Source organism: Corynebacterium riegelii, assembly GCF_016728505.1.
Taxonomy (GTDB): Bacteria; Actinomycetota; Actinomycetes; order Mycobacteriales; family Mycobacteriaceae; genus Corynebacterium; species Corynebacterium riegelii.
The window spans coordinates 1,466,049-1,491,974 of sequence record NZ_CP068159.1 but is presented as its reverse complement, the minus strand read 5'-3'; the positions used below and the strand labels follow the sequence as shown (position 1 = coordinate 1,491,974).

At 59.6% G+C, this 25,926-nt stretch carries 26 protein-coding genes; 17 read left to right on the top strand and 9 right to left on the bottom strand.

The window, feature by feature from the left end; genetic code table 11:
- Positions 1–900 carry an NAD(P)H-dependent flavin oxidoreductase gene (locus tag I6I71_RS06975; RefSeq protein ID WP_201819737.1) on the bottom strand — a complete coding sequence of 300 codons (900 nt, stop codon included), beginning with the start codon at positions 898–900 and terminating at the stop codon, positions 1–3.
- 89 nt (positions 901–989) lie between these two features.
- Here I6I71_RS06975 and pth point away from each other — a divergent pair, with 89 nt between their 5' ends.
- Entirely contained in the window at positions 990–1,475 is a 486-nt protein-coding gene (pth, locus tag I6I71_RS06970) for an aminoacyl-tRNA hydrolase (RefSeq protein ID WP_236587443.1), read from the top strand.
- A gap of 10 nt (positions 1,476–1,485) precedes the next feature.
- A complete protein-coding gene (locus I6I71_RS06965) occupies positions 1,486–2,064 on the top strand; it encodes a DUF6891 domain-containing protein (protein ID WP_052204986.1) in 579 nt (192 codons plus the stop codon).
- A 16-nt stretch (positions 2,065–2,080) separates the two neighbouring features.
- Here the strand turns inward: I6I71_RS06965 and I6I71_RS06960 are convergent, their stop codons facing one another.
- Complete coding sequence (locus I6I71_RS06960) at positions 2,081–2,629, bottom strand: NADPH-dependent FMN reductase (RefSeq protein ID WP_052204988.1); 549 nt, start codon at positions 2,627–2,629, stop codon at positions 2,081–2,083.
- A 21-nt stretch (positions 2,630–2,650) separates the two neighbouring features.
- Here I6I71_RS06960 and I6I71_RS06955 point away from each other — a divergent pair, with 21 nt between their 5' ends.
- Positions 2,651–4,237 (top strand): peptide chain release factor 3, encoded by a 1,587-nt coding sequence (locus tag I6I71_RS06955; protein ID WP_201819721.1) that lies wholly within the window; start codon positions 2,651–2,653, stop codon positions 4,235–4,237.
- Here I6I71_RS06955 and bioD read toward each other — a convergent pair.
- Together bioD and I6I71_RS06945 are read right to left on the bottom strand one after the other, a co-directional pair.
- Positions 4,224–4,916 carry a dethiobiotin synthase gene (gene bioD / locus I6I71_RS06950; protein ID WP_201819718.1) on the bottom strand — a complete coding sequence of 231 codons (693 nt, stop codon included), beginning with the start codon at positions 4,914–4,916 and terminating at the stop codon, positions 4,224–4,226. The two genes, I6I71_RS06955 and bioD, sit on opposite strands and share 14 nt — an antisense overlap.
- Positions 4,913–6,178: an adenosylmethionine--8-amino-7-oxononanoate transaminase gene (locus I6I71_RS06945; RefSeq protein WP_201819715.1), complete on the bottom strand. Its 1,266-nt coding sequence runs from the start codon at positions 6,176–6,178 to the stop codon at positions 4,913–4,915. Before I6I71_RS06945 ends, bioD begins: the two co-directional genes overlap by 4 nt.
- 80 nt (positions 6,179–6,258) lie before the next feature.
- Between I6I71_RS06945 and I6I71_RS06940 the strand changes: the two genes are divergently transcribed.
- Positions 6,259–7,656, top strand: a complete 1,398-nt coding sequence (locus tag I6I71_RS06940; RefSeq protein ID WP_201819712.1) for a peptide MFS transporter — start codon at positions 6,259–6,261, stop codon at positions 7,654–7,656.
- Here I6I71_RS06940 and I6I71_RS06935 read toward each other — a convergent pair.
- Positions 7,601–8,758, bottom strand: coding sequence for a YihY/virulence factor BrkB family protein (locus I6I71_RS06935; protein WP_201819710.1), 1,158 nt, complete (start codon positions 8,756–8,758; stop codon positions 7,601–7,603). The two genes, I6I71_RS06940 and I6I71_RS06935, sit on opposite strands and share 56 nt — an antisense overlap.
- 125 nt (positions 8,759–8,883) lie before the next feature.
- Here I6I71_RS06935 and I6I71_RS06930 point away from each other — a divergent pair, with 125 nt between their 5' ends.
- From I6I71_RS06930 to I6I71_RS06920, 3 genes are all read left to right on the top strand, one after another.
- A complete protein-coding gene (locus tag I6I71_RS06930) occupies positions 8,884–9,327 on the top strand; it encodes a DUF2871 domain-containing protein (protein ID WP_052204993.1) in 444 nt (147 codons plus the stop codon).
- A 17-nt stretch (positions 9,328–9,344) separates the two neighbouring features.
- Complete coding sequence (gene pepT / locus I6I71_RS06925) at positions 9,345–10,574, top strand: peptidase T (protein ID WP_201819707.1); 1,230 nt, start codon at positions 9,345–9,347, stop codon at positions 10,572–10,574.
- 103 nt (positions 10,575–10,677) lie between these two features.
- Positions 10,678–11,040, top strand: a complete 363-nt coding sequence (locus I6I71_RS06920; RefSeq protein ID WP_101734074.1) for a hypothetical protein — start codon at positions 10,678–10,680, stop codon at positions 11,038–11,040.
- On the opposite strand, the gene I6I71_RS06915 is transcribed toward I6I71_RS06920, so the two are convergent.
- Positions 11,023–12,519: an HNH endonuclease signature motif containing protein gene (locus tag I6I71_RS06915; RefSeq protein WP_201819705.1), complete on the bottom strand. Its 1,497-nt coding sequence runs from the start codon at positions 12,517–12,519 to the stop codon at positions 11,023–11,025. The two genes, I6I71_RS06920 and I6I71_RS06915, sit on opposite strands and share 18 nt — an antisense overlap.
- A 274-nt stretch (positions 12,520–12,793) precedes the next feature.
- Here I6I71_RS06915 and I6I71_RS06910 point away from each other — a divergent pair, with 274 nt between their 5' ends.
- The gene (locus I6I71_RS06910) at positions 12,794–13,990 is read left to right on the top strand and encodes an NAD-dependent epimerase/dehydratase family protein (protein WP_070495520.1); all 1,197 of its coding nucleotides are present in this window, start codon (positions 12,794–12,796) and stop codon (positions 13,988–13,990) included.
- A complete protein-coding gene (locus I6I71_RS06905; protein WP_201819702.1) occupies positions 13,990–15,114 on the top strand; it encodes a glycosyltransferase family 4 protein in 1,125 nt (374 codons plus the stop codon). The genes I6I71_RS06910 and I6I71_RS06905 overlap by 1 nt, the downstream gene beginning before the upstream one ends.
- A gap of 8 nt (positions 15,115–15,122) precedes the next feature.
- Here I6I71_RS06905 and I6I71_RS06900 read toward each other — a convergent pair whose 3' ends face one another.
- Both I6I71_RS06900 and I6I71_RS06895 read right to left on the bottom strand, forming a co-directional pair.
- Positions 15,123–16,511, bottom strand: coding sequence for a glyceraldehyde-3-phosphate dehydrogenase (locus I6I71_RS06900; RefSeq protein WP_232305806.1), 1,389 nt, complete (start codon positions 16,509–16,511; stop codon positions 15,123–15,125).
- 137 nt (positions 16,512–16,648) lie between these two features.
- Positions 16,649–17,653, bottom strand: coding sequence for a 3-hydroxyisobutyryl-CoA hydrolase (locus I6I71_RS06895; RefSeq protein ID WP_201819700.1), 1,005 nt, complete (start codon positions 17,651–17,653; stop codon positions 16,649–16,651).
- Between the two features lie 124 nt (positions 17,654–17,777).
- Here I6I71_RS06895 and I6I71_RS06890 point away from each other — a divergent pair, with 124 nt between their 5' ends.
- Positions 17,778–18,437, top strand: coding sequence for a biliverdin-producing heme oxygenase (locus I6I71_RS06890; RefSeq protein ID WP_052205000.1), 660 nt, complete (start codon positions 17,778–17,780; stop codon positions 18,435–18,437).
- On the opposite strand, the gene I6I71_RS06885 is transcribed toward I6I71_RS06890, so the two are convergent.
- Positions 18,425–18,874 carry a hypothetical protein gene (locus tag I6I71_RS06885; RefSeq protein ID WP_201819698.1) on the bottom strand — a complete coding sequence of 150 codons (450 nt, stop codon included), beginning with the start codon at positions 18,872–18,874 and terminating at the stop codon, positions 18,425–18,427. The two genes, I6I71_RS06890 and I6I71_RS06885, sit on opposite strands and share 13 nt — an antisense overlap.
- A 90-nt stretch (positions 18,875–18,964) precedes the next feature.
- Here I6I71_RS06885 and I6I71_RS06880 point away from each other — a divergent pair, with 90 nt between their 5' ends.
- The 7 genes from I6I71_RS06880 (at position 18,965) to I6I71_RS06850 (ending at position 25,901) form a co-directional block, all read left to right on the top strand.
- Positions 18,965–20,926, top strand: a complete 1,962-nt coding sequence (locus I6I71_RS06880) for an HtaA domain-containing protein (protein WP_201819697.1) — start codon at positions 18,965–18,967, stop codon at positions 20,924–20,926.
- 10 nt (positions 20,927–20,936) lie between these two features.
- Positions 20,937–22,010 carry a heme/hemin ABC transporter substrate-binding protein gene (locus I6I71_RS06875; RefSeq protein WP_052205003.1) on the top strand — a complete coding sequence of 358 codons (1,074 nt, stop codon included), beginning with the start codon at positions 20,937–20,939 and terminating at the stop codon, positions 22,008–22,010.
- Positions 22,007–23,050: a FecCD family ABC transporter permease gene (locus I6I71_RS06870; protein ID WP_070495541.1), complete on the top strand. Its 1,044-nt coding sequence runs from the start codon at positions 22,007–22,009 to the stop codon at positions 23,048–23,050. Before I6I71_RS06875 ends, I6I71_RS06870 begins: the two co-directional genes overlap by 4 nt.
- Positions 23,047–23,820 carry a heme ABC transporter ATP-binding protein gene (locus I6I71_RS06865; protein ID WP_052205005.1) on the top strand — a complete coding sequence of 258 codons (774 nt, stop codon included), beginning with the start codon at positions 23,047–23,049 and terminating at the stop codon, positions 23,818–23,820. The genes I6I71_RS06870 and I6I71_RS06865 overlap by 4 nt, the downstream gene beginning before the upstream one ends.
- 123 nt (positions 23,821–23,943) lie before the next feature.
- Entirely contained in the window at positions 23,944–24,732 is a 789-nt protein-coding gene (locus tag I6I71_RS06860; protein WP_101734081.1) for an HtaA domain-containing protein, read from the top strand.
- The gene (locus tag I6I71_RS06855) at positions 24,732–25,007 is read left to right on the top strand and encodes a hypothetical protein (RefSeq protein ID WP_145989922.1); all 276 of its coding nucleotides are present in this window, start codon (positions 24,732–24,734) and stop codon (positions 25,005–25,007) included. The genes I6I71_RS06860 and I6I71_RS06855 overlap by 1 nt, the downstream gene beginning before the upstream one ends.
- Positions 25,008–25,109: 102 nt before the next feature.
- A complete protein-coding gene (locus I6I71_RS06850; RefSeq protein ID WP_052205008.1) occupies positions 25,110–25,901 on the top strand; it encodes an HtaA domain-containing protein in 792 nt (263 codons plus the stop codon).
- Positions 25,902–25,926: the final 25 nt, after the last annotated feature.

Here is a 25,926-nt window from a genome sequence, read left to right as displayed (position 1 = left end):
CTAATTCGGCGTAAGCATCCGCTCGATCTTGCGTGCAGGTGCAGCCAGGAGCTCGCCGCGGTCCGCGCCGACGAGACAGTAATCATTAGTGCTGGTCATCGGGCGCAGGTAAGGGTACGTCGGCGGCAGGTTCGGGTTGGCGCGAGTGAATTCGGTTTCCACCCCGCTGGCCCAGCGCCCGGAGAAGGCGCGTGAGGTAACCGCAGGCGCATCACTTTGCAGCAGTTCGCGGTTGCGGGCACTCGTCCCGGCTTCATCTGCAAGCAGAAACGCAGTGCCGCAGGCAACTGGCACATCGAACGTGTCTTGCACCCTGGCAACGTCTTCGGCCGACCTGATGCCGCCGGCGGCGATCACGGGACCTGCGGCAAGCACAAGCAGCTCCTCCAGCGTGCGTTGATCCGGGTCGTCGTGCTGGTTCCACGTGCCGCGGTGCCCGCCAGCAAGCGGGCCTTGGACGATCATGCCGTCCACTCCCCTGCGCTTTGCTTCTGAGATCTCTTCCGGGCTGGTCACGGTTGCCCACGCCTCAGAGCCAACGGCGTGCAGCTGAGCAATCTCCTCCTCACTGAAGCAGCCGAACGTAGACGAGACCACTGCGGGCGCCGCCTCAAGCACTAGGGCGAACTTCTCTGCGTATTCAGTGGCGTAGTCAGAGGTGACTTCGGGTATGGGCTGGTTGAGGTGGGTGGCGGTGGCGTGGACGTCGGCAAGCAAAGGCTCCGGCTGCGGCACAAAGAGGTTCGCACCAAAAGGCGGTGTGCATGCGGCGAGCCACTCGCGGGCCTGTGCGACCGTACACGTGCCAAGCGGGATGAAGCCGAAGCTCACTGCGTTGACCAGCGCGGGTGTGGACGGCCCGCCTGCCATGGGTGCTGCGATCACTCGGGGAAAGTCCATGCGTACATTATAGGGGTGTGTTTGGATTTTTCAGACGGAAACGCACCCCGAAGTCCCCGAAAGCCACGAAGCCCCAGCAAGCCGAGTGGCTGGTGGTTGGTCTTGGCAACCCCGGGGAGAAGTACGCGACGACAAGGCATAACGTGGGCTTCATGGTGGCCGATGCGCTGCCGGACATTGACGGCGCCGCGGTAATCAAACCCCAGACATTCATGAACCTCTCCGGTGAGGCCGTTGCTCCCCTTGCAAAGAAGCTGGGGGTGCCGGCTGAGCGGATCGTTGTGATTCATGATGAGCTGGACCTGCCCGTGGGCACCGTGCGCGTGAAACACGGCGGCAACGAGAACGGCCACAACGGTCTAAAATCGCTCACCGAGCACCTTGGCACGCGCGACTACCTGCGGGTTCGCGTCGGCATTGCACGCCCGCCAGCTGGGGTTTCGGTGCCGGACTGGGTGCTTTCACCTATTAGCGCTGACGTGAGCGACCAAATCGAACTTGCCGCCAAAGCCGTCCAGTTGATTATCAGCGAAGGCCTAGAAAAAGCCCAGAATGTGATCCACGCAACTAAGTAGACTGTGGGGCATGAGCTACCACGCCATGACCAACAGCACATTCCCACCCGCCGACGGCATCTACGAAGCCGAAGATGAAACCACCAGCCAGATCTCCCTCCTCCTTTGCCACGGCTGGAGCCCCGATACAATCAGCTCGTGGCTGGAGGACGAGATGGAGTCCGACCCAGCGCCACTGATTGAGAAAGTCAGCGCAGAATACGCACGCCTTGTGCCCGAGGCCTCCGAGGACGCCAAACGCATCGAAGCCCTGCGCGAGGCGCTGGCGAAGCGCAACATCTCGTTCTCGTTTGATGAGGGCTACGACAAGGGCGAAGCCGTTGAAGATGGCGGTGAGCGAGCTGAAAAAGCCGGCCACCGCGGCTATACCTACTGCACCCAGCAGGACGTGGACCGTGTCATCCACACAGGGGATCTCCTCTTCGGCTTTGGGGATTACGAAAATCCGAGCCTTGAAACAGATGCCGAAGTTGCCGCCCTGGTTGTTGAAGAGCTCAAAGAGGTCGGCTTTTCCCCTGCGTGGGACGGCAACGCAAATAGGCGTATCGCCTGCTCAGACGTTGTGTTTGAGGTGCCGCTGGCCGACTAGGCCTGACTGGCCCTGGCTAGCTCAGCTGCTGCTCAATATCGCCCAGCACCGTTTCCAAAGACTCGACTTTCACGTCGCGCGGCGCGAATGCGCCGTCCTTGACGTCGTCGAAGATGGACAGTGCGACCTGGTTGCGGATGTCAAACATGGAGAAGTTGGCCACGATCACGCGCCAGTGCTCCACCGCACGGATCGCACTGTCCGCGCCGTAGCCCACGAACGCCACCGGCTTGCCTCGCCATTCAGCGCCGAGTGAGTCGACGGCGTTTTTCATCGTGCCGGGCACCGAGTGGTTGTACTCCGGGGTGACAAAGATGTAGCCATCACAAGCATCAACGGCCTGCGACCAGCGCGTTACCGCCGGATCCTCGTACTGCTTGTTCGCAGCGCCCGGCGGCACGGTGGCCACGAGGTGCGGCACGTCGAACTCGCGCAGGTCCAGCAATGTGTACTCAAAACCTTCGCGGTTGTGTGCCTTTTCCATCACCCAGTTAGCTACTACTTCACCGAAGCGACCTTCGCGGACGGAACCGAGAAAAACGCCAATAGTTTTCTTTTCACTCATACCAACTACTGTATTGAATTTATGAGCACTGTCGCCGAAGCCAAACGCCGCCGCACGTTCGCCGTCATCGCCCACCCCGATGCCGGTAAGTCCACGTTGACGGAGGCGCTGGCGTTGCACGCGCACGTCATTTCAGAGGCTGGCGCGGTGCACGGCAAGGGCAACCGTAAGGCCACGGTCTCTGACTGGATGGACATGGAAAAAGAGCGCGGCATTTCCGTTGCGTCTTCTGCCCTGCAGTTTGAGTACGCGCCAGACGGTCACGAGGGCGAACCCTACGTGATCAACCTGGTGGATACCCCAGGTCACGCGGACTTTTCCGAGGACACCTACCGTGTGCTTTCCGCGGTTGACGCCGCTGTCATGCTTATCGACGCTGCAAAGGGCCTCGAACCCCAAACCCTAAAGCTCTTCCGCGTGTGCAAAGCCCGCGGTCTGCCCATTGTCACGGTGATTAACAAGTGGGACCGCGTGGGACGTGAGCCGCTTGAGCTGGTGGATGAGATTGTCACCGAGATCGACCTCCAGCCGACCCCGCTGTACTGGCCGGTTGGTGAGGCTGGCGACTTCCGCGGGCTTGCGCACGTTTCCGCTGATGGTGAGGTTGACGGGTATGTGCACTTCATCCGCACCGCCGGCGGCTCCACCATCGCACCCGAGGAGCACTACTCCCCCGACGAGGCCGCCGCCAGGGAAGGCGACGCTTGGGAGACCGCACTTGAAGAGGCGGAGCTTTTGCTTGCCGACGGCGCCGTGCACGACCAGCAACTCTTCGAACAGTGCATCACGTCCCCGATCATTTTCGCCTCTGCGATGCTGAACTTTGGCGTGCACCAGATCTTGGACACGCTGTGCGCGATTGCGCCTGCCCCTGCAGGTAAAGAGGACCGGGATTTGGACGATGAGTTCTCCGGCGTGGTGTTCAAGGTGCAGGCTGGTATGGACCGCAACCACCGTGACACGTTGGCGTTTATGCGCGTGGTTACTGGTGAGTTTGATCGCGGCATGCAGGTCACGCACGCCCAGTCCGGCAGGACGTTTTCCACGAAGTACGCGCTGACGGTGTTCGGCCGCAACCGCGACACGGTGGAAACCGCCTTTCCCGGCGACATCATCGGCCTGGTCAACGCGGGTTCCCTTGCGCCTGGCGACACGATCTTTGCCGGCAAGAAGGTGCAGTTCCCGCCGATGCCGCAGTTCGCGCCGGAGTACTTCCGCACGCTGCGCGCGAAGTCCCTTGGCAAGTACAAGCAGTTCCGCAAGGGCTTGGATCAGCTGGACGCCGAAGGCGTTGTGCAGATCCTGCGCAACGACACGCGCGGCGACGCAGCTCCTGTCATGGCGGCGGTCGGCCCCATGCAGTTCGAAGTCATGCAGGCACGCATGGAGTTGGAGTACAACGTGGAGACCATCACGGAACCAATCCCCTACTCCGTTGCACGCCGCACCGACGCAGATTCCGCGCCCGAGCTGGGCCGCCAGCGCGGCGTGGAGATCTTCACCCGTTCCGACGGCGAGCTCATCGCCCTGTTTGGTGATAAGTGGAAGCTCGCCTTCGTGGAAAAGGAGCACCCGGAGCTGACGATCGAGCCGCTTATTGCGGATTAATCGCTTCGGTTATTGCTTCAGTAACCGCCTCACCAATCGCTTCCCAGGCGGTTGCGGCGAACTGTTGCGGGTCAAGCCCACCGCAGTTCACGGGCAGGTGGCCCCAGTAGGGTGTGCCGGTAACGCAGGGCAGTTCTGCAACGTTCAGGCGCGTGGCCAGGTCGGGGTGTTCGGGCATGGCGCCGCCGATCAGTCCGAGGACGTCAAGGCCCATGGCTCGCGCCTGTACACACGTGAGCTCTGCAAGGTTGAGACTGCCTAAACCCAGTGATGTCACAACTACTACGGGTGCTTTGAGGGCTTGCGCGATATCTGCAAGCGTGTAGTCATCCGCTAGGCGCACAAGCAGCCCACCTGCACCTTCAACGAGTACGACGCGCTCAGGCGCATCCAGGCTGCGCACCCAGTCTGTGACTTCTTCAAGCGTTGGCGTCGCAACGCCTGCGCGCCGTGCCGCAAGGTTCGGTGCGAGCGGTTCGGGGTAGCGCCAACGCTCAAACGTTGCTACTCCCGCAAGGCGCGCAACGGTAGATGCATCACCGTGGCCGGGCGCTTCCCCAGTTTGGATGGGCTTTGCGGCAACCACATCAACACCGCGCTGCGCAAGCACGCTTGCAATCGCAGCCGTTGCGACGGTTTTCCCAACATCCGTATTTGTCCCAGTAACTGCAATGATCATGCGATGCTCTCCTTCACTGCCGCTGCAACACCGCGGCAGATCTGCGCGATCTCTTCGCTGGTGCAGATGTACGGCGGCATGGTGTAAATCAGTCGACCAAACGGGCGGATCCATACGCCTTGGGCCATGGCCGCTTCGGTTGCTTCCCGCATGGGCGCGTTGTGTTCCAGCTCAACAACACCAATTGCGCCAAGTACTCGCACGTCAGCAACCCCCGGAAGCGAAGCCAGCGGCCGCAGCCCGGCCTCAAGCTCGGCTGCGATGCGCGGCACCTGCATTTGCCACGTCCCTTCAGCAAACATGGCCACGGATTCCGCAGCCACGGCGCACGCGAGCGGGTTGGCCATAAACGTCGGGCCGTGCATAAGCGCTTTGGGCTCCATGCCGCGTGCAATTGTTTCGGTGGCAAGTGTCGCCGCAAGCGACATAAACCCACCGGTCATCGCTTTGCCCAGGCACAAGATATCGGGCACGACACCGTTGGACAGTGTGGTGAACAGTTGGCCTGTGCGGCCAAACCCGGTGGCGATTTCGTCGGCAATAAGTGGGATGCCCGCATCATTACAAAGCTTGCGCACCCCCTGCACAAGTTCCGCATCATGAAAGCGCATCCCACCGGCGCCTTGAACCACCGGCTCAATAATGATTCCGGCGATGCTTTCATCAATCAGGGACCCAAGATGCTCCAGGTAGTGAGCTATTTCGCTTGCCGACGCCCCACGCACCGGCGGCACCTCCGCAAACACCTGGGGCTTGAGCGCATCCCCCCACATGGCGTGCATGCCGCCCTCCGGGTCGCACACACTCATCGTGGCAAACGTGTCACCGTGGTAGCCAGAACGCCACGTGAGAAACGTCGTGCGTTCGGGGTGCCCTTGGCCGATGGCGTACTGCAGCGCCATCTTCATCGCCACCTCCACGGAAACTGAGCCCGAGTCTGAGTAGAACACCTGGCTGAAGTTGTTGCCGGTGAGGTTGAGCAAGCGTTGCGTCAGCATTGCCGCAGGCTCGTGCGTGAGGCCGCCGAACATGACGTGGCTCATTGTGGAGATTTGTGATTCTGCGGCGGCAACCAGGCGCGGGTTGGAGTGGCCGTGGGCGGCGGCCCACCAGGATGACATGGCGTCGATGAGCACGCGGCCGTCGACAAGCCTGATGCTCGTGCCGGCAGCACTGGCAACAGGGTAGGTGAATTGGCCGGGCTCGGCGTAGGGGTGCCAGATGTGTGCGGCGTCGATGGCGGCGATGTCGCGGGCGTGCATTAAAGCCTTCCTTGAACGCTGTTCAACTTTCTTGTGAAAAACGATCCTAACACCGCCGTAGGTGTTGCATACTGCTGTTCATGCAAAAAATTGAACACCGTTCAAGCGTGGTGGCCGCCCTTGCCGGCGTGGAAGCCTGGGAGCGCTTCAGCTTCTACGGCATGCAGGCAATTTTGGTCTACTACCTCTACCGAAACCTAGGCATGGCAGAGGCCGATGCCACGGCACTTATCGGCGCCTACGGTGCAAGTTTGTACCTCTGCACATTTGCGGGCGGCTGGATCGGCGACCGGGTCCTAGGCCCAGAACGCACCTTGCTCACCGGCTGCGGATTGCTGGTCGCAGGCCACGTTGCGCTCGCGCTGATCCCTGGTTTTACGGGCGTTGGCGTAGGACTCATCTTGGTGGCGCTTGGTTCCGGTTTCCTAAAAACCGCAGCGATCACGCTGCTCGGTATGGCGTATCCGGCGTCCTCGGGTCGCCGTGACGCTGCGTTTCAGATCTTCTACCTCGGTATTAACCTCGGCGCACTTTTCGGCCCGCTACTTACCGGCTGGTTGTCCGAACGCTACGGCTTCCACGTCGGCTTCGGTGCCGCTGCAATCTTGATGATCATCGGCGCGATCTTCTATGCCGCGCTGCGCCCTCGCGTTATCGACGCACTGGGACGCGATGCGATCGGCCGCCCCACCCACACTGCCCCAGCACGCACCGTCGCCTCGGCCGTTGTGTCCACAACCGCCCTAGTCGTGCTTGCAATTGTTTTTCTGCCCCCGGCACGGCTTGTTCTCATCCTGTTGGTATGTACCGTCGCGGCTGCAGCCGCATTGTTCATCCAAGCGCTGACCTCCCCGAACACCACCGCGGCGGAGCGAGCGCGTGTGCGCCAGTTCATTCCGCTCTTTGTGTGCTCGACCGCGTACTGGGGTCTGTTCGCACAGACCGCTGGCGTCTTTGCGGTGTATTCGGACCAGCGCCTAGACCGAACCATTGGCAGTTTCACCGTGCCGGCATCCTGGATGCAGTCCCTGAACCCGCTCTACATTTTGCTCTTCTCCCTGCCCATCGCGGCACTGTTGAGCCGCTTTTCGCCGCGCAAGCACACGGTAATGGGTGGCGGTTTGGCACTTGCTGGCGCTGGCATGTTCATTCTGTTGCCGTTTGTCGGCGCAACGGCGCCAATTGCAGCGCTAGCCGCATGCATTTTGTGCATGTCGCTTGGAGAGTTGTTCATCGGCCCCATCGGCATGTCCTCTACCGGCGCATACGCACCTGAGGCGTTTCGCACCAGGTTTTCAGCGCTCTACTTCCTCACCATGGCTATTGGCACCTCGCTTGCGGGTACCGCGTCATCGTTCTACGACCCCACCGACCCCGCTGCTGAACGTGCCTACCTCATCGCAGTCGGCATGGTGCCGGTGGTTATTGGGTTGGCGGTTGTGGTGGGTGCATTGCGGCGTCGTCAAGCTGCTGCGTAATGCTCTCCTGAAGGATTTCGGCGGCAGCACGGTCGGTCCAGCGCCTGGTTTTCAACCGCCAGGCAGCTCCCCGGTTGGAGCGCGGCGGCGCCTGGATGTTGCGACTTGCGTCCATACCCGCTTGCAGTTCCTTGGAACGCAGCACTTCAGCGTCAATTTTCACGCCTTCTAACAGCACAATGTTCATCAGCCAGATCAGCGCCAGCACAGCAAGCACCGTTCCGAATGCCCCGTAGGTAGTGCGGATGCCAACGTACTTCAGGTACAGGCCAAACGACATCCACAACCCCGCGATCACCAGCAGCGCGGTTGCTGATCCCAGAGTGAGCACGCGGAAACGTCCCGGTTTTACGTTTGGCGCAAAGTAGTACAGCACGGACACCAGCGCGATGGATACCACCGCAATGACCGGCCCGCGCAGATATGCCCACACCGGCAAGAAAATGGAGGTCAAGTAGTCCAGTTCCTCCTGCAGCTGCAGTGGTCTGGCAATCGGGCCAAGCACCGCGTTCACAATGGAATCGGTCAGCAGCGCACCAAGAATGATCAGCACCGCGCCGACCACCATGACCAGCGTGACCAGCCACATAGTTAGCCACGTCACCACAATCGGGCGGCCCTCAGTGCGGCCGTAAATCAGGTTCGCGTTGCGCGAAAACGAACGCACATACGCCGAGGCGGACAGCAGCGAGATAATCACGGACACCGCAAGCGCGACGGTGCTTTCCGCCGGTGTGCCGACAATAACGGAGATTAACCGGAATGCTTCTTCTTGCAGTTGCACCGGCACGTACTGGGCGATGAGGTCCGCGATGATGGAATCGGCCATCTCATCGCTACTAGGCATAAGCAGGCTGAACATGGAGTAGGCGGCGAGCAACATCGGCGCCACCGACAGCAGGGTGTAATAGGTCAAGGTAGCGGCACGGTCCACCATTGCGTCGTTGGAAAAGTCTGTGACCACGCGACGGAAGAGCGATTTCCACCCGGCGCGCGTGAGTCGGTTATCGCGCCGCAACGGTGTTTCGTAGTCATACGGGGTGACAACCAGGTCGCCAGTGCCGTACGACACGACCATATCTACACGGTGCGATTCAGACATACTGGTCACCTTATACACTCACTCACTGCGTCCGAGGTGGCCGCCGCATCGGTTTTCAGGTTGCACGTTTTCTGGTAGAACCGTAGATAAAGTTCACAACACCTTGTTGCTAAAAGGAGTTTTTGATGAAGTCCCTCTACAGAGCCGCAGTCTTCTACCTCGCATTCGGCCTCATCTCCGGCGTGTTCTACCGCGAGTTCACCCGCGCCAACGACTTCCCGGAAGGCCAGTTCACCCAGCTCGGCGTCACGCACACGCATCTTCTTGCACTGGGCTTCATGATGTTCCTCATTTTCCTCGCCTTGGAAAAGGTCTTCACCTTTTCACGTGACAAGAAGCTTTTCAACGCTTTCTTCTGGCTATACAACGCTGGCCTGCTCACCACCGTCGGCATGCTGATCTTCCACGGCTCCCTGACAGTGCTGGGTAAGGAGTCGGGTGCGGCAGTTTCTGGCATCGCAGGTTTGGGCCACATCATGCTCACCATCGCGCTGATCATCTTCATCGTGCTGCTCGGCCGAGCAATCGATAACCCCGTTCGCTCCCCTGAGGCAGCACCAGCAAACTAACGCGCTACCCTCGCGGCATGAGCACTCTCACACCGATCCAGCAACGTCTCACCGACCGCTTCTTCCGCTACGTCCGCACGGAAAGCCAATCTGACGCATCAGCAACCACGGTCCCGTCCACCGAAAGCCAGTGGACGTTCGCGCGTTTGCTTGTCAGTGAGCTCACCAACGCCGGGGCCACCAACGTCCACCTGTCGGACACGTGTGTGGTCACGGCCAAGATTCCCGGCACCGGCAAAGGCCCTGCGATCGGCTTCTGCTCCCACCTGGACACGGTGGATGTCAACCTCTCCCCAACGGTGAACCCGCAGCTCACTCACTTCGACGGCAGCGACATTTGTCTCAACGCCGAACGTGATCTGTGGCTGCGCACCGCCGAACACCTGGAACTTGCAGCGTACAAGGGCCAGCCGATCGCCCACACGGACGGCACGAGCGTGCTTGGTGCGGATGACAAAGCCGGCGTGACCGCCATCATGGAAGCAGTCACCGAACTTGGCGGCCAGGCACCACAGGGAGACATCTACATCGCGTTCGTCCCAGACGAAGAGATCGGCCTGCGCGGGGTGCGCACCATTGACTTTGACCGCTTCCCCGTCGATTACGCCTACACCGTCGACGGCGGCGAGCTTGGTGAGGTCGTTGAGACCACGTTCAACGCCGCCACCGCCACCATCACCATCGCAGGTGTCAGCGCCCACCCAATGAACGCGAAGGGCAATCTGGTCAACCCGATCACGTTAGCAATGGAGTTTGCCAACCAGCTCAATCCGCAGGAAACCCCCGAGCACACCGAAGGCCGCGAAGGCTTCATCTGGCTCAACCACATCGACGGCAACCAGTCCACCTGCACGATGCAGTTGAGCATCCGCGACCACGACCGCGCAGGCTACGACGAGAAGAAGCAACGTTTGCGCTCGCTTGCCAGCGATCTTGCCGACGCCCACCCGCGCGCCACCATCACCTGCAACATCGAGGATGTGTACGCGAACATCTCCGATGCTAAGACGCCCGAGAACTCCGTTGGCTCCGAGCGTCTCCACGCCACGATGCGACGCCTCGGCATCGAGGCCAAGGAGATTGACATGCGCGGCGGCACCGACGGGTCGTGGCTATCCAACCAGGGTATTTACACCCCGAACTATTTCACCGGCGCGCACAACTTCCACTCGATCTACGAGTTTTTGCCGGTGCCCTCCCTCGAGCGCTGCTACGAACTCACCCTCGCCTTGATGCGCGGAGAATAACCATCCGTTTGGCCCTGCAATCACGTACTTTGCGCACGATGCCTAAATTCCTCTACCGAGCGCTTGTGCGTCGTGTTCGTTAGTACCACTAGACTCGCTGCACATGGGTTTCTTTGACCGATTTTTCAACCGGGTTCCAACGGTTCGGGTGGCACAGCTTTCCGTCCACACCGCCAACCTTTCGCCGGACACTGATGAAAAACTGGTCATTATTACCACTACCCCGCCGGGTCTCGACGCGTTGCGGAAGTTTCGGGGCCCGGTGCAGTTGCTTGCCGACGCCCCCACGTCCCGCCCCGTCACCTTCACCCCCACCGATTCCGCTTCGGATCCAACACTTGATCCAAAAACCGGGTGGATTATTCCGGTGACCGACCAAACCGCAGCTGAGCTGGCCGCACTTCCACCTGGTCCGGGCCAGTACGAGCTGGAAAGCATCCACCTTGGTCTAGTGGTTGAAGATTAACTGCTGTATTTCTTCCGGCCATTCGTCTTCCGGTGCGTATTCTTCGTCCCAACCATCCTCAGGTTCTCGGACAGGCGGTGTCGGTCCGAAAAAGTCTGATATTTTCGGCTCCCTCACCGGCTCTGGTAGCACCGCCTTGATCGGGAATTGAAGGCCGTATTCTTCCTCCAACGCTGCGATCTGGGCGTCGGCCTGTTCAAGGTTGTGGTGGTTATCAAAATCATCCAGTATTTTGTGGCCCTTGGCGTAGAACTGCGCGACCTTGCTGCGATGCTCACATACCTGCTCAAGATTGCTCTTCCACCGTGGTGCCTGTGCCTGGGTGTTGTGCTCGATCAAGCTATCTGGGGTGGTCAGTTCATAGGTGCCATTGGAAAACAGCCACAAGATTTCACCCGTATCCGGATCCGGAACATAGAAACCACGCTTATCGGTCTTCAAGTTGTGATGCTTTTGACACAACGGATACAAGTTACTCGGCGTGGTTTTACCACCCTGGCCAAACGGAATCCGGTGATCCAACTGACATAGCTGTGACGGCACCGTGCACCCCGGGAACACACAATGCGTATGACGAGCACACACAACTCGTCGCATCGCCTCGGTCGGGGTGTAGCTATCCGTATGTGCCTGGAGTTCTGCCTCCATATCTACTTCTGTGACCTTCGCTGACGCCAGCAGGTCATCCAGTGCCGCAGTGGCTTCCGGAGTCAGTGCCCAAACCCCTGGCACATAGGCTGGCCCACCAGCCTTACGGCCCTTCGGCACAAACACATGCAGCGTGGCTTTTGTTGGGGTGATCTCACCCGAAAGCAGTTTCACCATCGCATCAGCCATCGATGTTTTATGCTCCCGTGCGGTAGCCAACACATGCTCTCGCACCACACGCGCAGTCAACGGGTTCGTCGCCAACGTAACCAACGTTTTCACAGTCCCGGTAAATGCAGATTCCTCAAACGTCAACACGTCATCACCAGCCTGTGCCTGCGCCACTCGTTGCTGACGCCGCTTCGGCTGATACGCACACGATGGGTCAATCCGTTTGATCATCTCCCGGATACGACGAGTAATCGTGGTGGTTTGTGGAGTGTTTTGCCCAGGCCGCTTCGGAGTAAACGTAACGGTCAGCATCTCGTCGAATTCGGCATACGCCTCATCAGTGATCTCTGGCCCAAGTTCAGCAAGCACAGTATCAATGGCACGTAAATGCTGCAGATCCATCACCCGCGTTTCGGCCTGCAAGGCACGAAGCTTCGGCAAATACTGCAGGCGTGCATGCGAGAAGATCGCTTGCTCAACCACGCTTTTAGCCCAGCCGGTCGCTTCCCTAATGGCCACTACTTCCACTTCAAAGTCATCAATACTTGCTCCAGGGGTGGCGAAGTGGCCGAATTCATCCCAGTACACGTCGCGGATACGTTGGCCGCGGATACTGCGTGGATCCTCTGGTCGTTGTGTGCGGAAGTATGGTTCGCCCACGGTGTACCCCCATTGCTGCTTTGCGCTTTATTTTGTCCCCCTAATTATACCCGCTAAACCATTCGACGCGCAAGGCCTAACCCAGGATTTATTGCATTAATTTTCGTTTATGCATTCGGCAGACCCACTAGCGGTTGCAATCAGTATAAACCCCAACCCCCACACACCCAGGACCAGCAAAAACAGAACATTCCCCGTCTCATCAGGCGGACCACTACTTGCGCGGGTAACGTAGGCGGGAAGTGTTCTCGGACAAAATGACTGGAGTGAACAGGTGAAGATTGCAGTACTCGGCGGAGATGGTTTTTGCGGCTGGCCGGCATCGCTGCACCTTTCGGACATTGGCCATGACGTGGTGATTGTGGACAATCTGTCCCGCCGCGCCATTGACAAGGAGTTGGGTGCAGAATCGCTTACGCCGATTGCAAGCATCGAAGACCGCTTGGCTGCATGGAAGGAAGTCACCGGCAAGGAGATCGGCTTCCAAAACATTGACGTTGCACAGGATTTCGAGGGCCTGCTCACGTTCATTCAGGACTACAAGCCGGATGTGGTCATCCACTTCGCGGAGCAGCGTGCTGCGCCGTATTCTATGAAGAACAACCGCACCAAGCGCTACACGGTGGACAACAATGTCAACGCCACCCACAACCTGCTGGTAGCCGTGGTTGAATCCGGTCTGGATGTCCACATCGTCCACTTGGGCACCATGGGCGTGTACGGCTACGGCACCGCCGGAATGAAGATCCCGGAAGGCTACTTGGATGTGCAGGTGGATGCGGGTGAGAATGGCGTCGTCAAGCAGGAGATCCTCTACCCCACCAACCCTGGCTCTGTCTATCACATGACCAAGGTGCTGGATCAGAATCTGTTTGCGTACTACGCCAAGAATGACCAGCTGCGGATCACGGACCTGCACCAGGGCATCATCTGGGGCACGCATACGCCGCAGACGGAGCGCGATGAGCGTCTGATCAACCGCTTTGATTACGACGGTGACTACGGCACCGTCCTCAATCGCTTCCTCATGCAGGCCGCGGTTGGCTACCCGCTGACCGTCCACGGCACTGGCGGCCAGACTCGCGCATTCATCCACATTCGTGACATGGCGAAGTGCATCCAGCTCGCAGTGGAGAACCCGCCAGCTAAGGGCGAGCGCGTGAAGATTTTCAACCAGATGACGGAGACCCACCGCGTACGCGACCTGGCGCAGCTGATTGGCAAAATCTCGGGCGCTGAGGTGCAGATGGTTCCGAACCCACGCAACGAGGCTGCGGAAAACGAGCTGTTTGTTGCGAACGACACGTTCATCGGCCTAGGCCTTGAACCGACCTTCCTGGCAGAGGGCCTGCTTACGGAGGTTGAGGACGTCGCACGCAAGTACGCCGACCGCGTGGACCGCACCAAGATCCCGGCTCGTTCCTTGTGGACGAAGGCCCAGCACGAGGGTGTGCCTGAGGGCGAGCGCTAGTGCGCATCGCGGTTATCACCGAGGTTTTCCTGCCCAAAATTGACGGTGTGGTCACCCGCGTGACCCGCCACCTTGAGCAGCTCGCCGAGCTCGGCCATGAGGTGTTGATCTTCGCCACCGGTGACGCGCCGAAGGAGTATGCGGGCTTTGAGGTGGTGCGTGTGCCGTCGCTAAGCCTGCCGGTGTACCCGGAAGTAAAGTTCGGCGTGCTCACCCCGCAGGTGCCTCGGCGCCTAGCGCAGTTTAAACCCGATGTGGTGCACCTGGTCAACCCGATTTGGACGGCTGGGTGGGCGAGCTACATCGTGCAGGCGCAAGGTGTGCCGATGGTGGCATCGTTCCACACCGATGTGCCAGAATACTGCCTCAAGCTGGGCATTCCTTGGGTAAAACCGATCGCTGAGTGGGGGCTTCGCACTTTCCATGGCAAGGCCGCCTACAACCTGGTCACGTCGGGTCCAATGATGGATAAGGCCGCGCACTACGGCATTGACAACGTCGAGCTGTGGCCAAAAGCAGTGGATACGGCAAGCTTCGCGCCGGATAAAGCCACCCGCGAGATGCGCAGCAACCTGAGTAACGGCAACCCCGACGCCCCCCTTGTCATCTTCGTCGGCCGCGTATCCGCCGAAAAGTCCGTCGAGCGCTGCCTGCCAATCATGGAGAAGCTGCGCGAACGCATTCCAAACGCACGCCTAGCGGTGGTGGGTGAGGGCCCGCAGTACAAAGAGGTCCAGCGCACCTTCAAACGCGATTGGATCACGCTGACCGGCTACCTCTCCGGCGCTGACCTGAACGCGGCTTACGCGTCCGGCGACGTGCTGTTGTTCCCCTCCACCACCGAAACTTTAGGCTTCGCCGCCCTTGAGGCCTTTGCCTCTGGCGTGCCGGTGGTTGCGGCGAACGCGGGCGGCCTGCCATTCGTAGTGGCCGACGGGGAGACAGGGTTCCTAGTGGACCCCGCACTCCCCGATTCCGCATGGGCGGACAAGCTAGAGCTTTTGCTTAGCGACGCCCACCTGCACTCCACCATGTCCGCCGCCGCCCGCGAGGAGGCTCTCAAGTGGAACTGGCGTAGTTCCACTGAGGCCGTGGTAGAGATCTACCGAAAAGCGCTGACTTAGAGCCTTATTTAAAGCTCAGACGGAGCCACGCGCGGCGGGTAGATCTTCGGGCGCACGCCGGCGATGTCCTCCACCACGCGAATGACCTGGTGGGAGTAGCCGTACTCGTTGTCGTACCAAACGTAGAGCACGAGGTGCTTGCCGGAAGCGATCGTGGCAAGACCGTCAACCACACCAGCATGGGTGGTACCCAACAGGTCCGTGGAGACAACCTCCGGGGAGTGGATGTAGTCGATCTGCTGACGCAGCTCCGAGTCGGTGGAGACGCGGCGCAGGAAGTTGTTCACCTCGTCCTTTTCCACCTCGGTCTCCAGCTCCAGGTTGATCACAGCCATGGAGACGTCCGGCGTAGGAACGCGGATTGCGTTACCGGTCAGCTTGCCTTCAAACTCCGGCAGTGCCTTGGAGACAGCCTTCGCGGCACCGGTTTCGGTGAGCACCATGTTCAGGCCAGCGGCGCGGCCACGGCGGTCGCCCTTGTGGAAGTTGTCGGCCAGGTTCTGGTCATTGGTGTATGCGTGGACGGTTTCCACGTGGCCGTGGTTGACGCCGTAGCGGTCATTGATCACCTTCAGCACCGGGGTGATGCCGTTGGTGGTGCAGGATGCTGCGGAGAGCACGCGCTCCTCCCCGATCATGTCCTGGTTGATGCCGTAGACAATGTTCGGGATGTCGCCCTTGCCCGGCGCGGTCAGCAGCACGCGGTCCACGCCCTTGGACTCCAGGTGCTTGGACAGGCCGTCACGGTCGCGCCACACACCAGTGTTGTCAACGACGATGGCGTTGTTAATGCCGTACTGCGTGTAGTCAATCTCAGCCGGGTTGTTGGCGTAGATCATCTGGATCGGGGTGCCGTTAGCCCAAATGATGTCGTTTTCACGGTCCACGGTGATCGTGCCATTGAACGGGCCGTGCACAGAGTCACGTCGCAGCAGCGAGGCACGCTTCACAATGTCTGCCTCGCCCTTGCTGCGCACCACCACAGCGCGCAGGCGCACGCCACCATAGGTTGCTTCACGAGCAATCAAGATACGAGCCAGCAGGCGGCCGATGCGACCGAAGCCGTAGAGCACAACGTCACGCGCCTCAAGCTCAGAAGAGGTGCCGACAACGTCAGCCAGCTGCTCCTCCAGGAATGCGCGCATGTCCTGGCCATTGGACTCGCGGTACAGGCGTGCAAGACGGCCCAAGTCGATGGATGCGGTGCCCAGGTCCATCTCCACCAGTTCCTGGAGGATCGGCAGGGTCTCATCCAGCGGCAGCTCCGTCTCTTCAATACGGCGCGCGTAGCGGTGGGCCTTGATCACGTCAATGTCCGTCACCCCCACCAGCAGACGGCCATAGATGGAAGTCACCGCGTTATGTTCGCGGTGCAGACGGCTGATCAGCGGCAGCATTTGCTGCGCCAGCTCAATCTTGTGGTTCCAATCATCACGGTGGTTGACGGTCTCGGTCACGGACGCTCCTTGCAATGAGTGTTTGAAGTGAATGAGTGTTGGCAAAAACCGGTTCTATTCTACCGGTTTTCACGCATCTAGCGCAGCACCTTGCGGTACTTCTCCGGGTCAGGCTGCGGGGCGAACCTTGGACTTTGATCCTTATCAACGAGCACCGCACGCACCCCTTCCGCAAAGTCGGGCTCACGGCGCATCAATTCCCCCAGAACACGCTCGTTTTCCAGCGCATCTTCCAGGCTGAGTTTCGCGTTGGCTTCAAACAGTTCGGCGGTGGCCACCAACGCTGAAGGCGAAGCCTGCTTGGTCAGTTCTCGCACCAAGGAGGCAAACTCTGGGTCGGCGTTGTTCAGTCGTGCATCAATCTCAGTCCAGGAGCCATCAAACGTGCGCTCGATATCGTCGAACCATTGGGCAAGCGGGCTGGGGTTGGTCGACGTGGCGTCGATAAGCAGACTGCCCTCGGATGAGAGGACCCCGTCGAGCGAAGCAACCTTGTGTGTGGCAAGGCCAAGCTCGCACATGTCATCCGGGGTGAGGCGGTAGCCGGTTAGGCCGAGGAATTTGCCCAGGTTTTTGGACGGGCGGCCCGGCAGATTTTGCAGTGTCCAGCTCATGCCGACGTCCGTGATGTAACCGATATTCATCTCCGGCATGGAGGCAAACGCGCCTTCCGCAACGATGAACTGTGAGCCGTGGGCGGAAATACCCATGCCGCCGCCCATGTTCACACCGCTAATCAGCGCCGTGTAGGACTTCGGGTACTCCGCAATGAATTGGTTCATTTTGTACTCGACGGCGAAGAACTCATCGATTAGTTCATGATTGCCCTGCAGGATCTGCTCGCGAGCGGCCTTCACATCGCCGCCGGAGCAGAAGTGCTTCGAGTTAGACAGGACTACAACTTGCTCAATGGCATCATCGGTAGCCCAGCTGCGCAGCGTGGAATCGAAGATTTTGATCATGTCATAGTCCAGCGAGTTCAACGCTTTCGGACGGTTCAGGGTGAGTACGCCAGTTGTACCGCGGACTTCAACAAGAACCTTGGACTCATCATTCAGCTCTGAGGCGTGCGTTGCATTCATGCCTAATAGTGTTGCACATCACAAGCCATTGTGGGGAAGAAATCAACCTTTCGTCTAATTGAACTTAGGTAAGGCTTGCCTTTATCGTTAAGGGAAATTACCCATCCTTCCAAGGAGTAGAAGATTGACAACAACGTTGCCCACCACCGGCGAGCAGCTTTCTATCGCGCTAAAGGACCAGACCGCACAGGCCCACACCAACGCAGAGAACTCCCACTTCATGGCCAGCCTCAGTGGCGGCAAGCTGGACAGTAACGCGGTAGCTGAACTGACCGTGCAGTACTTCCACATCTATTCAGCACTTGAAGCCGCTGTACGCCGGGCCTCCGCCCACCCTGCTGTAACCCTCATTGCGGACCAGCGCCTTGAGCGAGTCGAGGCAATCACACAGGACCTCACCTCCATGCTCGGCACGTCCTGGCGCGAGATCGAACCGCTCCCAGCGACTGCTCGCTACGTCGCTGAGCTAGAGGCGCTCGGCCCTGACGACGGCCCCGAGGTAGTCGCACATCACTACGTTCGCTACCTCGGCGACATTGCTGGCGGCCAGGTGCTTGCGCGCGTGTTCCGCGAAGCATACGAGCTACAAGAAGACGCACTGAACTTCTATGACTTCTCCGCTATTGGCAAGATCCCGCCGTACCGCGCACAGTACAAGGCAGCCCTTGACGCTATGCAGCTTGGAGAAGAAGAGCGTGCGCGCCTTATCAACGCTGCAAAGCGCGCCTTTGACCTGAATCAGGCGGTGTTCCAGAACCTCGCCACAGCACGTCAGCTGGCGTAACTGGCGAGGCTGCTCGGGCGATCCACATACGCGATCGCCCCCCAAAGACAACCCGCAGACACAAGTGCCGTCACAATCCCACCGGTGAGCGTGTAGCTTGCTGGCACCAAGAACAATGCCAGGGCCGCTAGCAGCGTTATGGCAGCCCACACAACACCTAGCACCAGCCCGGCGCGCCTATTCGCTTCTTCCCCGACGTAGTTTCTGTCCGGCAGCGCTGCAAGCCCATACAAGACAGCCACCATAAGTACAGCGGCCGGAAACGCCACCCACACATTGCCGGTTGCCCCGCCAAATGCAATGACGCCAGTTATGAGCGCAAGTAGCGCCTTTTCCCAGCTTGCAAAGCGCGGCTGGGAGTAGTGGTTGTCCTCCAGTGGGGAATCATCTGGCACAAGCGGAATGAAGTCGGTCACAGGCTCGGACGTTGCTGTCATAGAGACACCTCTTTGTTTAGTAAAGTTAGCCTTAGTTCGCTAAGGTTAGCCTATCCACCATATTCCTTGAGTGAAACCTGCCGAGGCCCTATGAACTTCCGACACACCTGCACCGCCGTAGTTGCCGCTAGCTTCTTCACTTTTTCCGCACTCGCCTGCGGCCCCGCCTTCCTCACTGCCCCACCCGCCCACGCCCAGGCCGCCTCGACACACCGAGCCGCCACTGCAGGCACGATGGATTGGGGCATACGCGAATCGTTTCGGAAATACGTTGAAACAGGCGTAGCTAAAGGTTCGATTTCCACTGGTGGTGGCGCGACGCGCAGCGGTTCCGGATTCAGTTTCCCACTCGAATCCGCAGCGATCAGTTCATCGACTTCCGGGCAGATCAACTTCTCTGGCGAAGTGCACTTCTACGGACACAACGGCGCCCTAGACATGACGCTGCGCAACCCCATCATTGTTGTCAACGGCACGCAGGCGGAACTGCGCGTAGATTACGCCTCCCGCAAGTACGAAGGGATGGATAAAACTGGCGGTTTCCGGGAGGGCCGTCAAGAAGTACTGGCCGCCATCGCACTGAACCAAGCCCCAGACTTCGCCGCAGCGCAAACCACCATCGCCGGATCGGTATCTCTGACCGCGAGCGGCGCCGAAATCTTCGGCGGTTTCTACGAGGCCGGTGAGCAACTCGACCCAATCAGCATTGGGCTTTCACTTCATGACGCCAGCGGCCCCGCCCCCACCCCCCAATACTCCCTGGGCGCCCCCTCGGGCGGGCAAACCGGGAAATCCCCTGAGGGCGGAACAGGCGCTACCCGCTCAAAAGCAACCTCTGGCCCCGCGAGCCTGCTCGGTGACATCAACGACACACTCATTGAGGTCAACGGCCTTCTAGTCAACACCGATAATGTTCTCAAGAACGGCGAGAATCTGTACAACCGCGTCAACCCGGCAGCACAAGCGTTGCAGGCACAGCAAGCGCCACAAGCACAGCAAGCAGGCCAGGCAGGACAAGCAGGGCAAACTAAACAAGCACAGCAAGCAGGACAAGCAGGGCAAACTAAACAAGCACAGCAAACAGGGCAAGCAGGGCAAGCACAGCAAGCAGGCCAGGCAGGACAAGCAGGGCAAACTAAACAAGCACAGCAAGCAGGGTCTGCGGCTGGTGATGCGTGTAGCGCGCCCGCGTCGAAGGGAGTCACCAGCGCCGAGGCAACCTGGGGTGTGCGGCAGTCGTTCCGCACCTACATCCGGGGCAACATTGCGAAAGGCGCTTGGGAACTTACGGGTGTTGGAGATAACGGCACGTCTTTCACTTTCAACGGAAATGCGGGGGCGGTGGATCCGTCGACACGCACAGGCACCGTCCTGCTGCCCGGCAGCATTCGCTTCACCGGCCACAATGGCGTACTTGACACGCGTTTTTCCAACCTAGAGATCCAGTTCAGCGGCAATACCGGGCAACTTGTTCTCAACGCGGCTTCAAACAGCACCGAGGGCACGCGGAATGACTACGGGCGCGTTGCCATTGCCAACCTTAGCTTCACTGATCTGAACATTTCCGAAACAGCAGCGTCCGGTACCGCAACAACAACGCTGACTGATGTTGGTGCGGAAGCCTTCGGGCAATTCTACCCGCCGGGGGATCCGCTAGATCCGATCAGCTTCACAGCGCAACTTGGCGGCTCCGCCAACTGTGCTGATGGCCAGGGTGGCAGCAATTCCGCCGCCGCCACAGGCAAGGGCGGCTCATCCAACAGTGCTGAAAAGCTCCGCAGTAGCGGTGGCACAGGTGGTAGTGCAGCGAACACAACAGCCAGCACTACAGCCAACACTGCCTCCGGGACCAGTGTGCTTGATGATGTCCAAGGTGCCGAAACCGTTGTTTCAGCCGAGCAGCCGCAAGGCGGGCAATTCCAAATCAAAAACGTTTCCGGTGCCGACGCTGGTAGCGGCTGGGACGATGCCGCGCTGGCCAAGTTCCTCCTGCTCGCCGCCTCCATGATCGGGGCGGGCGGAGCACTCACCAGGTTCGCCATCACCGCATAGGAGCACCATCATGAACTTCACCAAAAAACTTGCAGGACCCATCCTGGCTGCTGCGCTGGCTGTCGCAATGCCTCTGAGCGGCTGTGCTGCGTGGGACAACCCAATGCAGATGGAAACGCGGCAGCTCGTGGACTCTCTTGAGGCTGCTGGCGACCCACACCAAACCCAAGGCGTTGCTATGGTCACCGAGATCTCCGAAGTGGAACCGGTAGACGCTCCCCGCCAAAACGCACTACCCGTGGAGCTAACGGACGCAGACGGCTACGACGTCACCGTCACAGACACCTCCCGCATCCTGGCACTTGATATTTACGGCACGTACACGAAGACGCTTCGTGGAGTTGGGCTCGGGGACAATATTGTGGGGCGGACGGTGAGTTCGGCGGAAGCGTCGTTAAGCCATCTGCCCGTGGTGACCGAAAATGGGCACTCCCTCAATGTTGAAGCAATTCTGAACCTGCGACCAACCCTGGTCATCGTGGATCATTCCGTGGGCCCGAGCGAGGCCATCGACCAGATTCGTGCGGCAGGAGTAACCACAGTGGTCATGGAGCCGACCCGCTCGATGGCGTCGATGGGCCAGGACATCATCAACGTCGCAACGGTGGTTGGTGAACCCGAGGCTGGCCGCCTTTTGGCGGAGCGTAGCCAACGCGAAGTGGACGAGGCGCTGTCCGCCATCGCGGCCGTGAAGCCCGACGTGCCGCTTCGCATGTCCTTCTTGTACGCACGCGGCACCGGCGGAGTATTTTACCTGCTTGGCGGCACAGACGGCACCCAAGACCTGATTGAGGCACTTGGCGGCGTGGACGTAAACACGGAGCACGGTATTGGTGCCGCCTCCCCCGCCAGCCCGGAGGCGCTTGCAGAAGTTAACCCGGAAGTGTTTGTCATGATGAACGGCGGACTCGAATCCACCGGCGATATCGAAGGCCTCCTCCAACGCCCAGGGGTCGCGCAAACAACCGCAGGCAAAAACAAGCGAGTACTTTCGCTTCCAGACGGCGACTCGCTTGCCTTTGGCCCCCAAACCGGTGAAATGCTGCTGCGCGCTGCCCATGCCCTGTACGGGGAGGGTGAGTGAGTTCCAAACTCTCGACCTTTAAGGCACGGCGCCGCGGACGCGTCATCCTCTTCATTGTCACTGCAGCACTTTTGGCAGTCACCACCGTCGCTTCCATCATGGTCGGCCAGTTTGAGCTAGCGCCAAGTGAGCTGTGGCCGATCATCACAGCGGGTCCGATGTCTGCCACCACCCTGGATGCATCTGTAGTGTGGCAGATTCGTCTGCCTCGCTTAGTGCTTGGCCTATTTGTCGGCGCTGCTTTAGGCGTGGGCGGGGCACTCATGCAGGCTGTCTTTGCCAACCCTCTTGCCGAGCCGAGCGTGATTGGTGTGAGTACCGGCGCAGGCGTCGGTGCGGCGGCAGCAATCGTGTTCGGCGCCAGTACGTTCGGCACGATGACAGTGCCACTGTTCGCGTTTCTCTCCGGAACCTTGGCTACCGCGGTTGTCTACCGGCTCTCTCGCTCTGGAGGGAGCGTTCGCGTGTTGAATCTAATCCTGGTCGGTATTGCGGCAAATGCGATCTGTGGAGCCACGATTGCGCTGCTGACGTTCATGGCACCGACTACCGCCCGCGAGCAGATCATCTTCTGGCAGATGGGCTCCCTGGCCGGGGCGAGCTGGGCACAAACCGGCACGGTTGCGTTCGTGGTTGTGGTCTCCCTCGCACTGTCAATGCTGTTGGGACGCAAGCTAGATATCCTTGCGCTTGGCGACCAAGCTGCTAGCCACGTTGGCATCAACGTCTCGCGGCTACGGATGGCGGCGATCGTACTGTCCACCCTACTCACCGCTGCTGCGGTGTCCTTTGCAGGATTGATCGGATTTGTCGGTCTTGTGGTTCCGCACATCGTGCGCACCGCTGTCGGCCCTTCAAATACTGTGCTGCTACCGGCTTCCGCTCTCGGCGGGGCACTCCTCATTGGCGCAGGAGACATCTTCGCCCGCACAGCCATTCCCTTCGCGGATCTGCCGATTGGCATCTTCACCGCGCTTATTGGCGGGCCCACCTTCTTCTTCCTGCTTCGGCAGATGTTGCGAAAGAACCATGATCTATGAGTGTCCACGCACGCGGCGTGACCGTGATGAAACAGGGCCGCATGATTCTTCACGACGTCACCATGGAAGCACGGTCAGGCGAAGTCACAGGCCTTATCGGCCCGAACGGCGCAGGCAAGTCCACGTTACTGGCAGCGCTCTCTGGAGATATCGCCGTAGCCTCGGGGCGTGTGGAGGTGGCTGGCAACAACGTCGCCACAAGCTCAGCCCAAGAGTTGGCCCGTACCCGAGCAGTGATGCTGCAAGACGTTGGGGTGGCGTTTTCATTCCTCGTAAGAGACATCGTTGAGATGGGACGCCACCCCTGGGGTACTAACCCCGAGGACGCAGCGATTGTGGATGCCGCGCTTGCAACCACTGGCATGACTCACCTCCAGGACCGTGAGGTGCTGACGCTTTCCGGTGGTGAGCGAGCACGCGCCGCCTTCGCCCGAGTACTCGCACAGCAAACCCCGGTGGTGTTTCTTGATGAGCCGACTGCCGCCATGGATGTTCGCTTCCAGGAGCAGACCATGGGCATTGTCCGAGGGCTTGCAGCCCAAGGCGTCGCCGTCATTGTGGTGCTGCACGACTTGCAGCTTGCAGCGCGCTACTGCGACCGGGTGGTGTGCCTGAAGTCAGGCGAAGTAGCCGCTACGGGGTCTGTAGAGGAGGTCTACGCAGACGACGTGCTCAGCGCTGTCTACGACTGGCCGATTTCGGTCTCGCGTATGGATGGGCGCGTGTTTGTCAGCCCTGCCGAAGCACCACAGGGCGCGCCTGCCAGCTAGACGCACAGCTAGACGCAACAATACCCCAACCACCCCCACAGGTTGCCAAGGTTAGCCTAACCTCGCTAAGGTAAGCGCAACCTAATTGGTTATTCTCGTTCTGAACCTTTGAAAGGAATTGGGATGTCCCGTACCTCCACCCTGGCACTTGTCACCGCCGCCACTGTCGCATCCACCTCACTTTTCGCCCCGGCCGCTTCCGCCGCCGAGACCCCGGAGCTGCTCTCCGGCAACGCAACCTGGAACATCAAGGAATCCTTCCTGCGCTACGTACAGAATCCTTTTGTTGGAAGCACCATCACTGCTTCCGACGGCGCCGAGAAGGTCGAAGCAGACGGCAAGGTCGTTGATTTTAAATTGCCGGTCAACGTCGCAGACTCCGCCCTCAACGACAAGGGTGAGGGCACCATCGATCTGGACGGTGCAATCCGCATCGAAGGCCACAAGGGAGCCATGGACATCCAAATGTCCGACTTCAAGATCGTGATCAATGGCAACAAGGGCCATCTGCAGGCAGACTACGTACGCAAGGGCACTAAGCCGGACGCCGGTATGGATGATGCCAAGAATGACGACAAGCCGATCATCGAGTTCGATGTCAAGGAGTCGCTCGTGCCCGCTGCTGGCGGAAAGAAGGAGATCACCTTCACCCCAACCGCAATGACCGAGTTCGGAGTAGACATCTTTGGCACGAGCTACACGGCCGGCAAGCCGCTCGAGGACAGCAAGGTCGGCGTCTCCCTAGACTTTAAGAAGGTTGAAAAACCCGCTGACCCGAAGCCAGATAGCTCCGCTTCCCCGGCCGCTATCGGCGGCATCGTGGTAGCTGTCCTGGCAGTGCTCGGCGGATTGGCGTTTGCCACTACCCTGCCGCAGGTCCAGGCTATGTTCGGCCAGTTCCTTCCGTTTTAATGCAACGCCTATTAGCGGCTAGCGCCGCAGTCTCCGTTGCACTTGCGCTTGGCACCCCTGCTCCAGCAATGGCTGAGAAGCAGCCCACGCCAGAGACGAGTTCCATGGTCACCATGTCATCAACGGAGAAAGGATCACCGGCAGCGACTGCAACCCACATGGTCGCGTTTGTGATTTCTACGATCGGCTTAGTACTCACCCTTGCAGCATTGACAAAAGGCGTGGCAAATATCCTCCAGCTCACACAGCCGCCAGCCAACCTGCTCAAACGCTAAGCCCCTTACAAGCTTCCCGCCTCGAATGACACAGAAAATGCGGTCCCTTATCCGTCTACCGAGGCGGGATTTTCATATCTACACCACCAGAAGGAGTTCGACATGTTTTCTCCCCGTTTCGTTGCTCTTTGCACAGCACTTGCGGTTGGCACAGGCCTCGTATGTGCAGCTTCTCCGGCTAAGGCTTCCACTGCTTCCACTGCTTCCACGATTGAGTCAGGAAGCTTCGCGTGGCCTATCTCCAAGCCATTCCTCAAACAAGCTGTGATTCGCGGCAAGGGCCAGGCCACTGCAGAAGAAGGCGCATCGTGGGACAGCGAAAACTTGGAGTTCACGTTCCCGATCACTGCCGCGACTCACACCGATGGCACATGGACGTTCGACCTTGATGGCTCTGCACATGTGCAGGGATATAAGAACGTCGGCGGCGTCGAGGGCTGGGCAGTAGACGTCAAGTACTGGGATTTGAAGCTCAAAGTCGACGGCAAGAATGCGACACTTTTCGGTGACTACAAGCTCAGCGGCGTAGCTAACCACACTTACAACCCGGTTTCCGAGGAGGGCGACGATGAACCCTTGGTCACCTTCACTCTGGAAAACGAAATCAAGGCTCCCGCAGCCGTCAAGGAGCTTGACCGTGAAACCACATCCGATACGGGCTTGGCCAAATCTTTGGCCCACTACCCCAAGGGCACGGTATTGAAGGAATCGGGAGTTGATCTCAACGTCCTGTTCAAAGAACAGGCGACCCCCAAGTCATCTCAGGGCCACCTGTCACCAGGCGCAATTGCCGGCATTGTGATTGGCGTTCTCGCTGTGCTCGGTGGCGCGGCGTTTGCCACTCAACCGACAGTACGCGCGGCAGTACAGGACATGCTGGCGAAATTTCTCTAACCCCGCCTCACCCAGGTAGCCACAG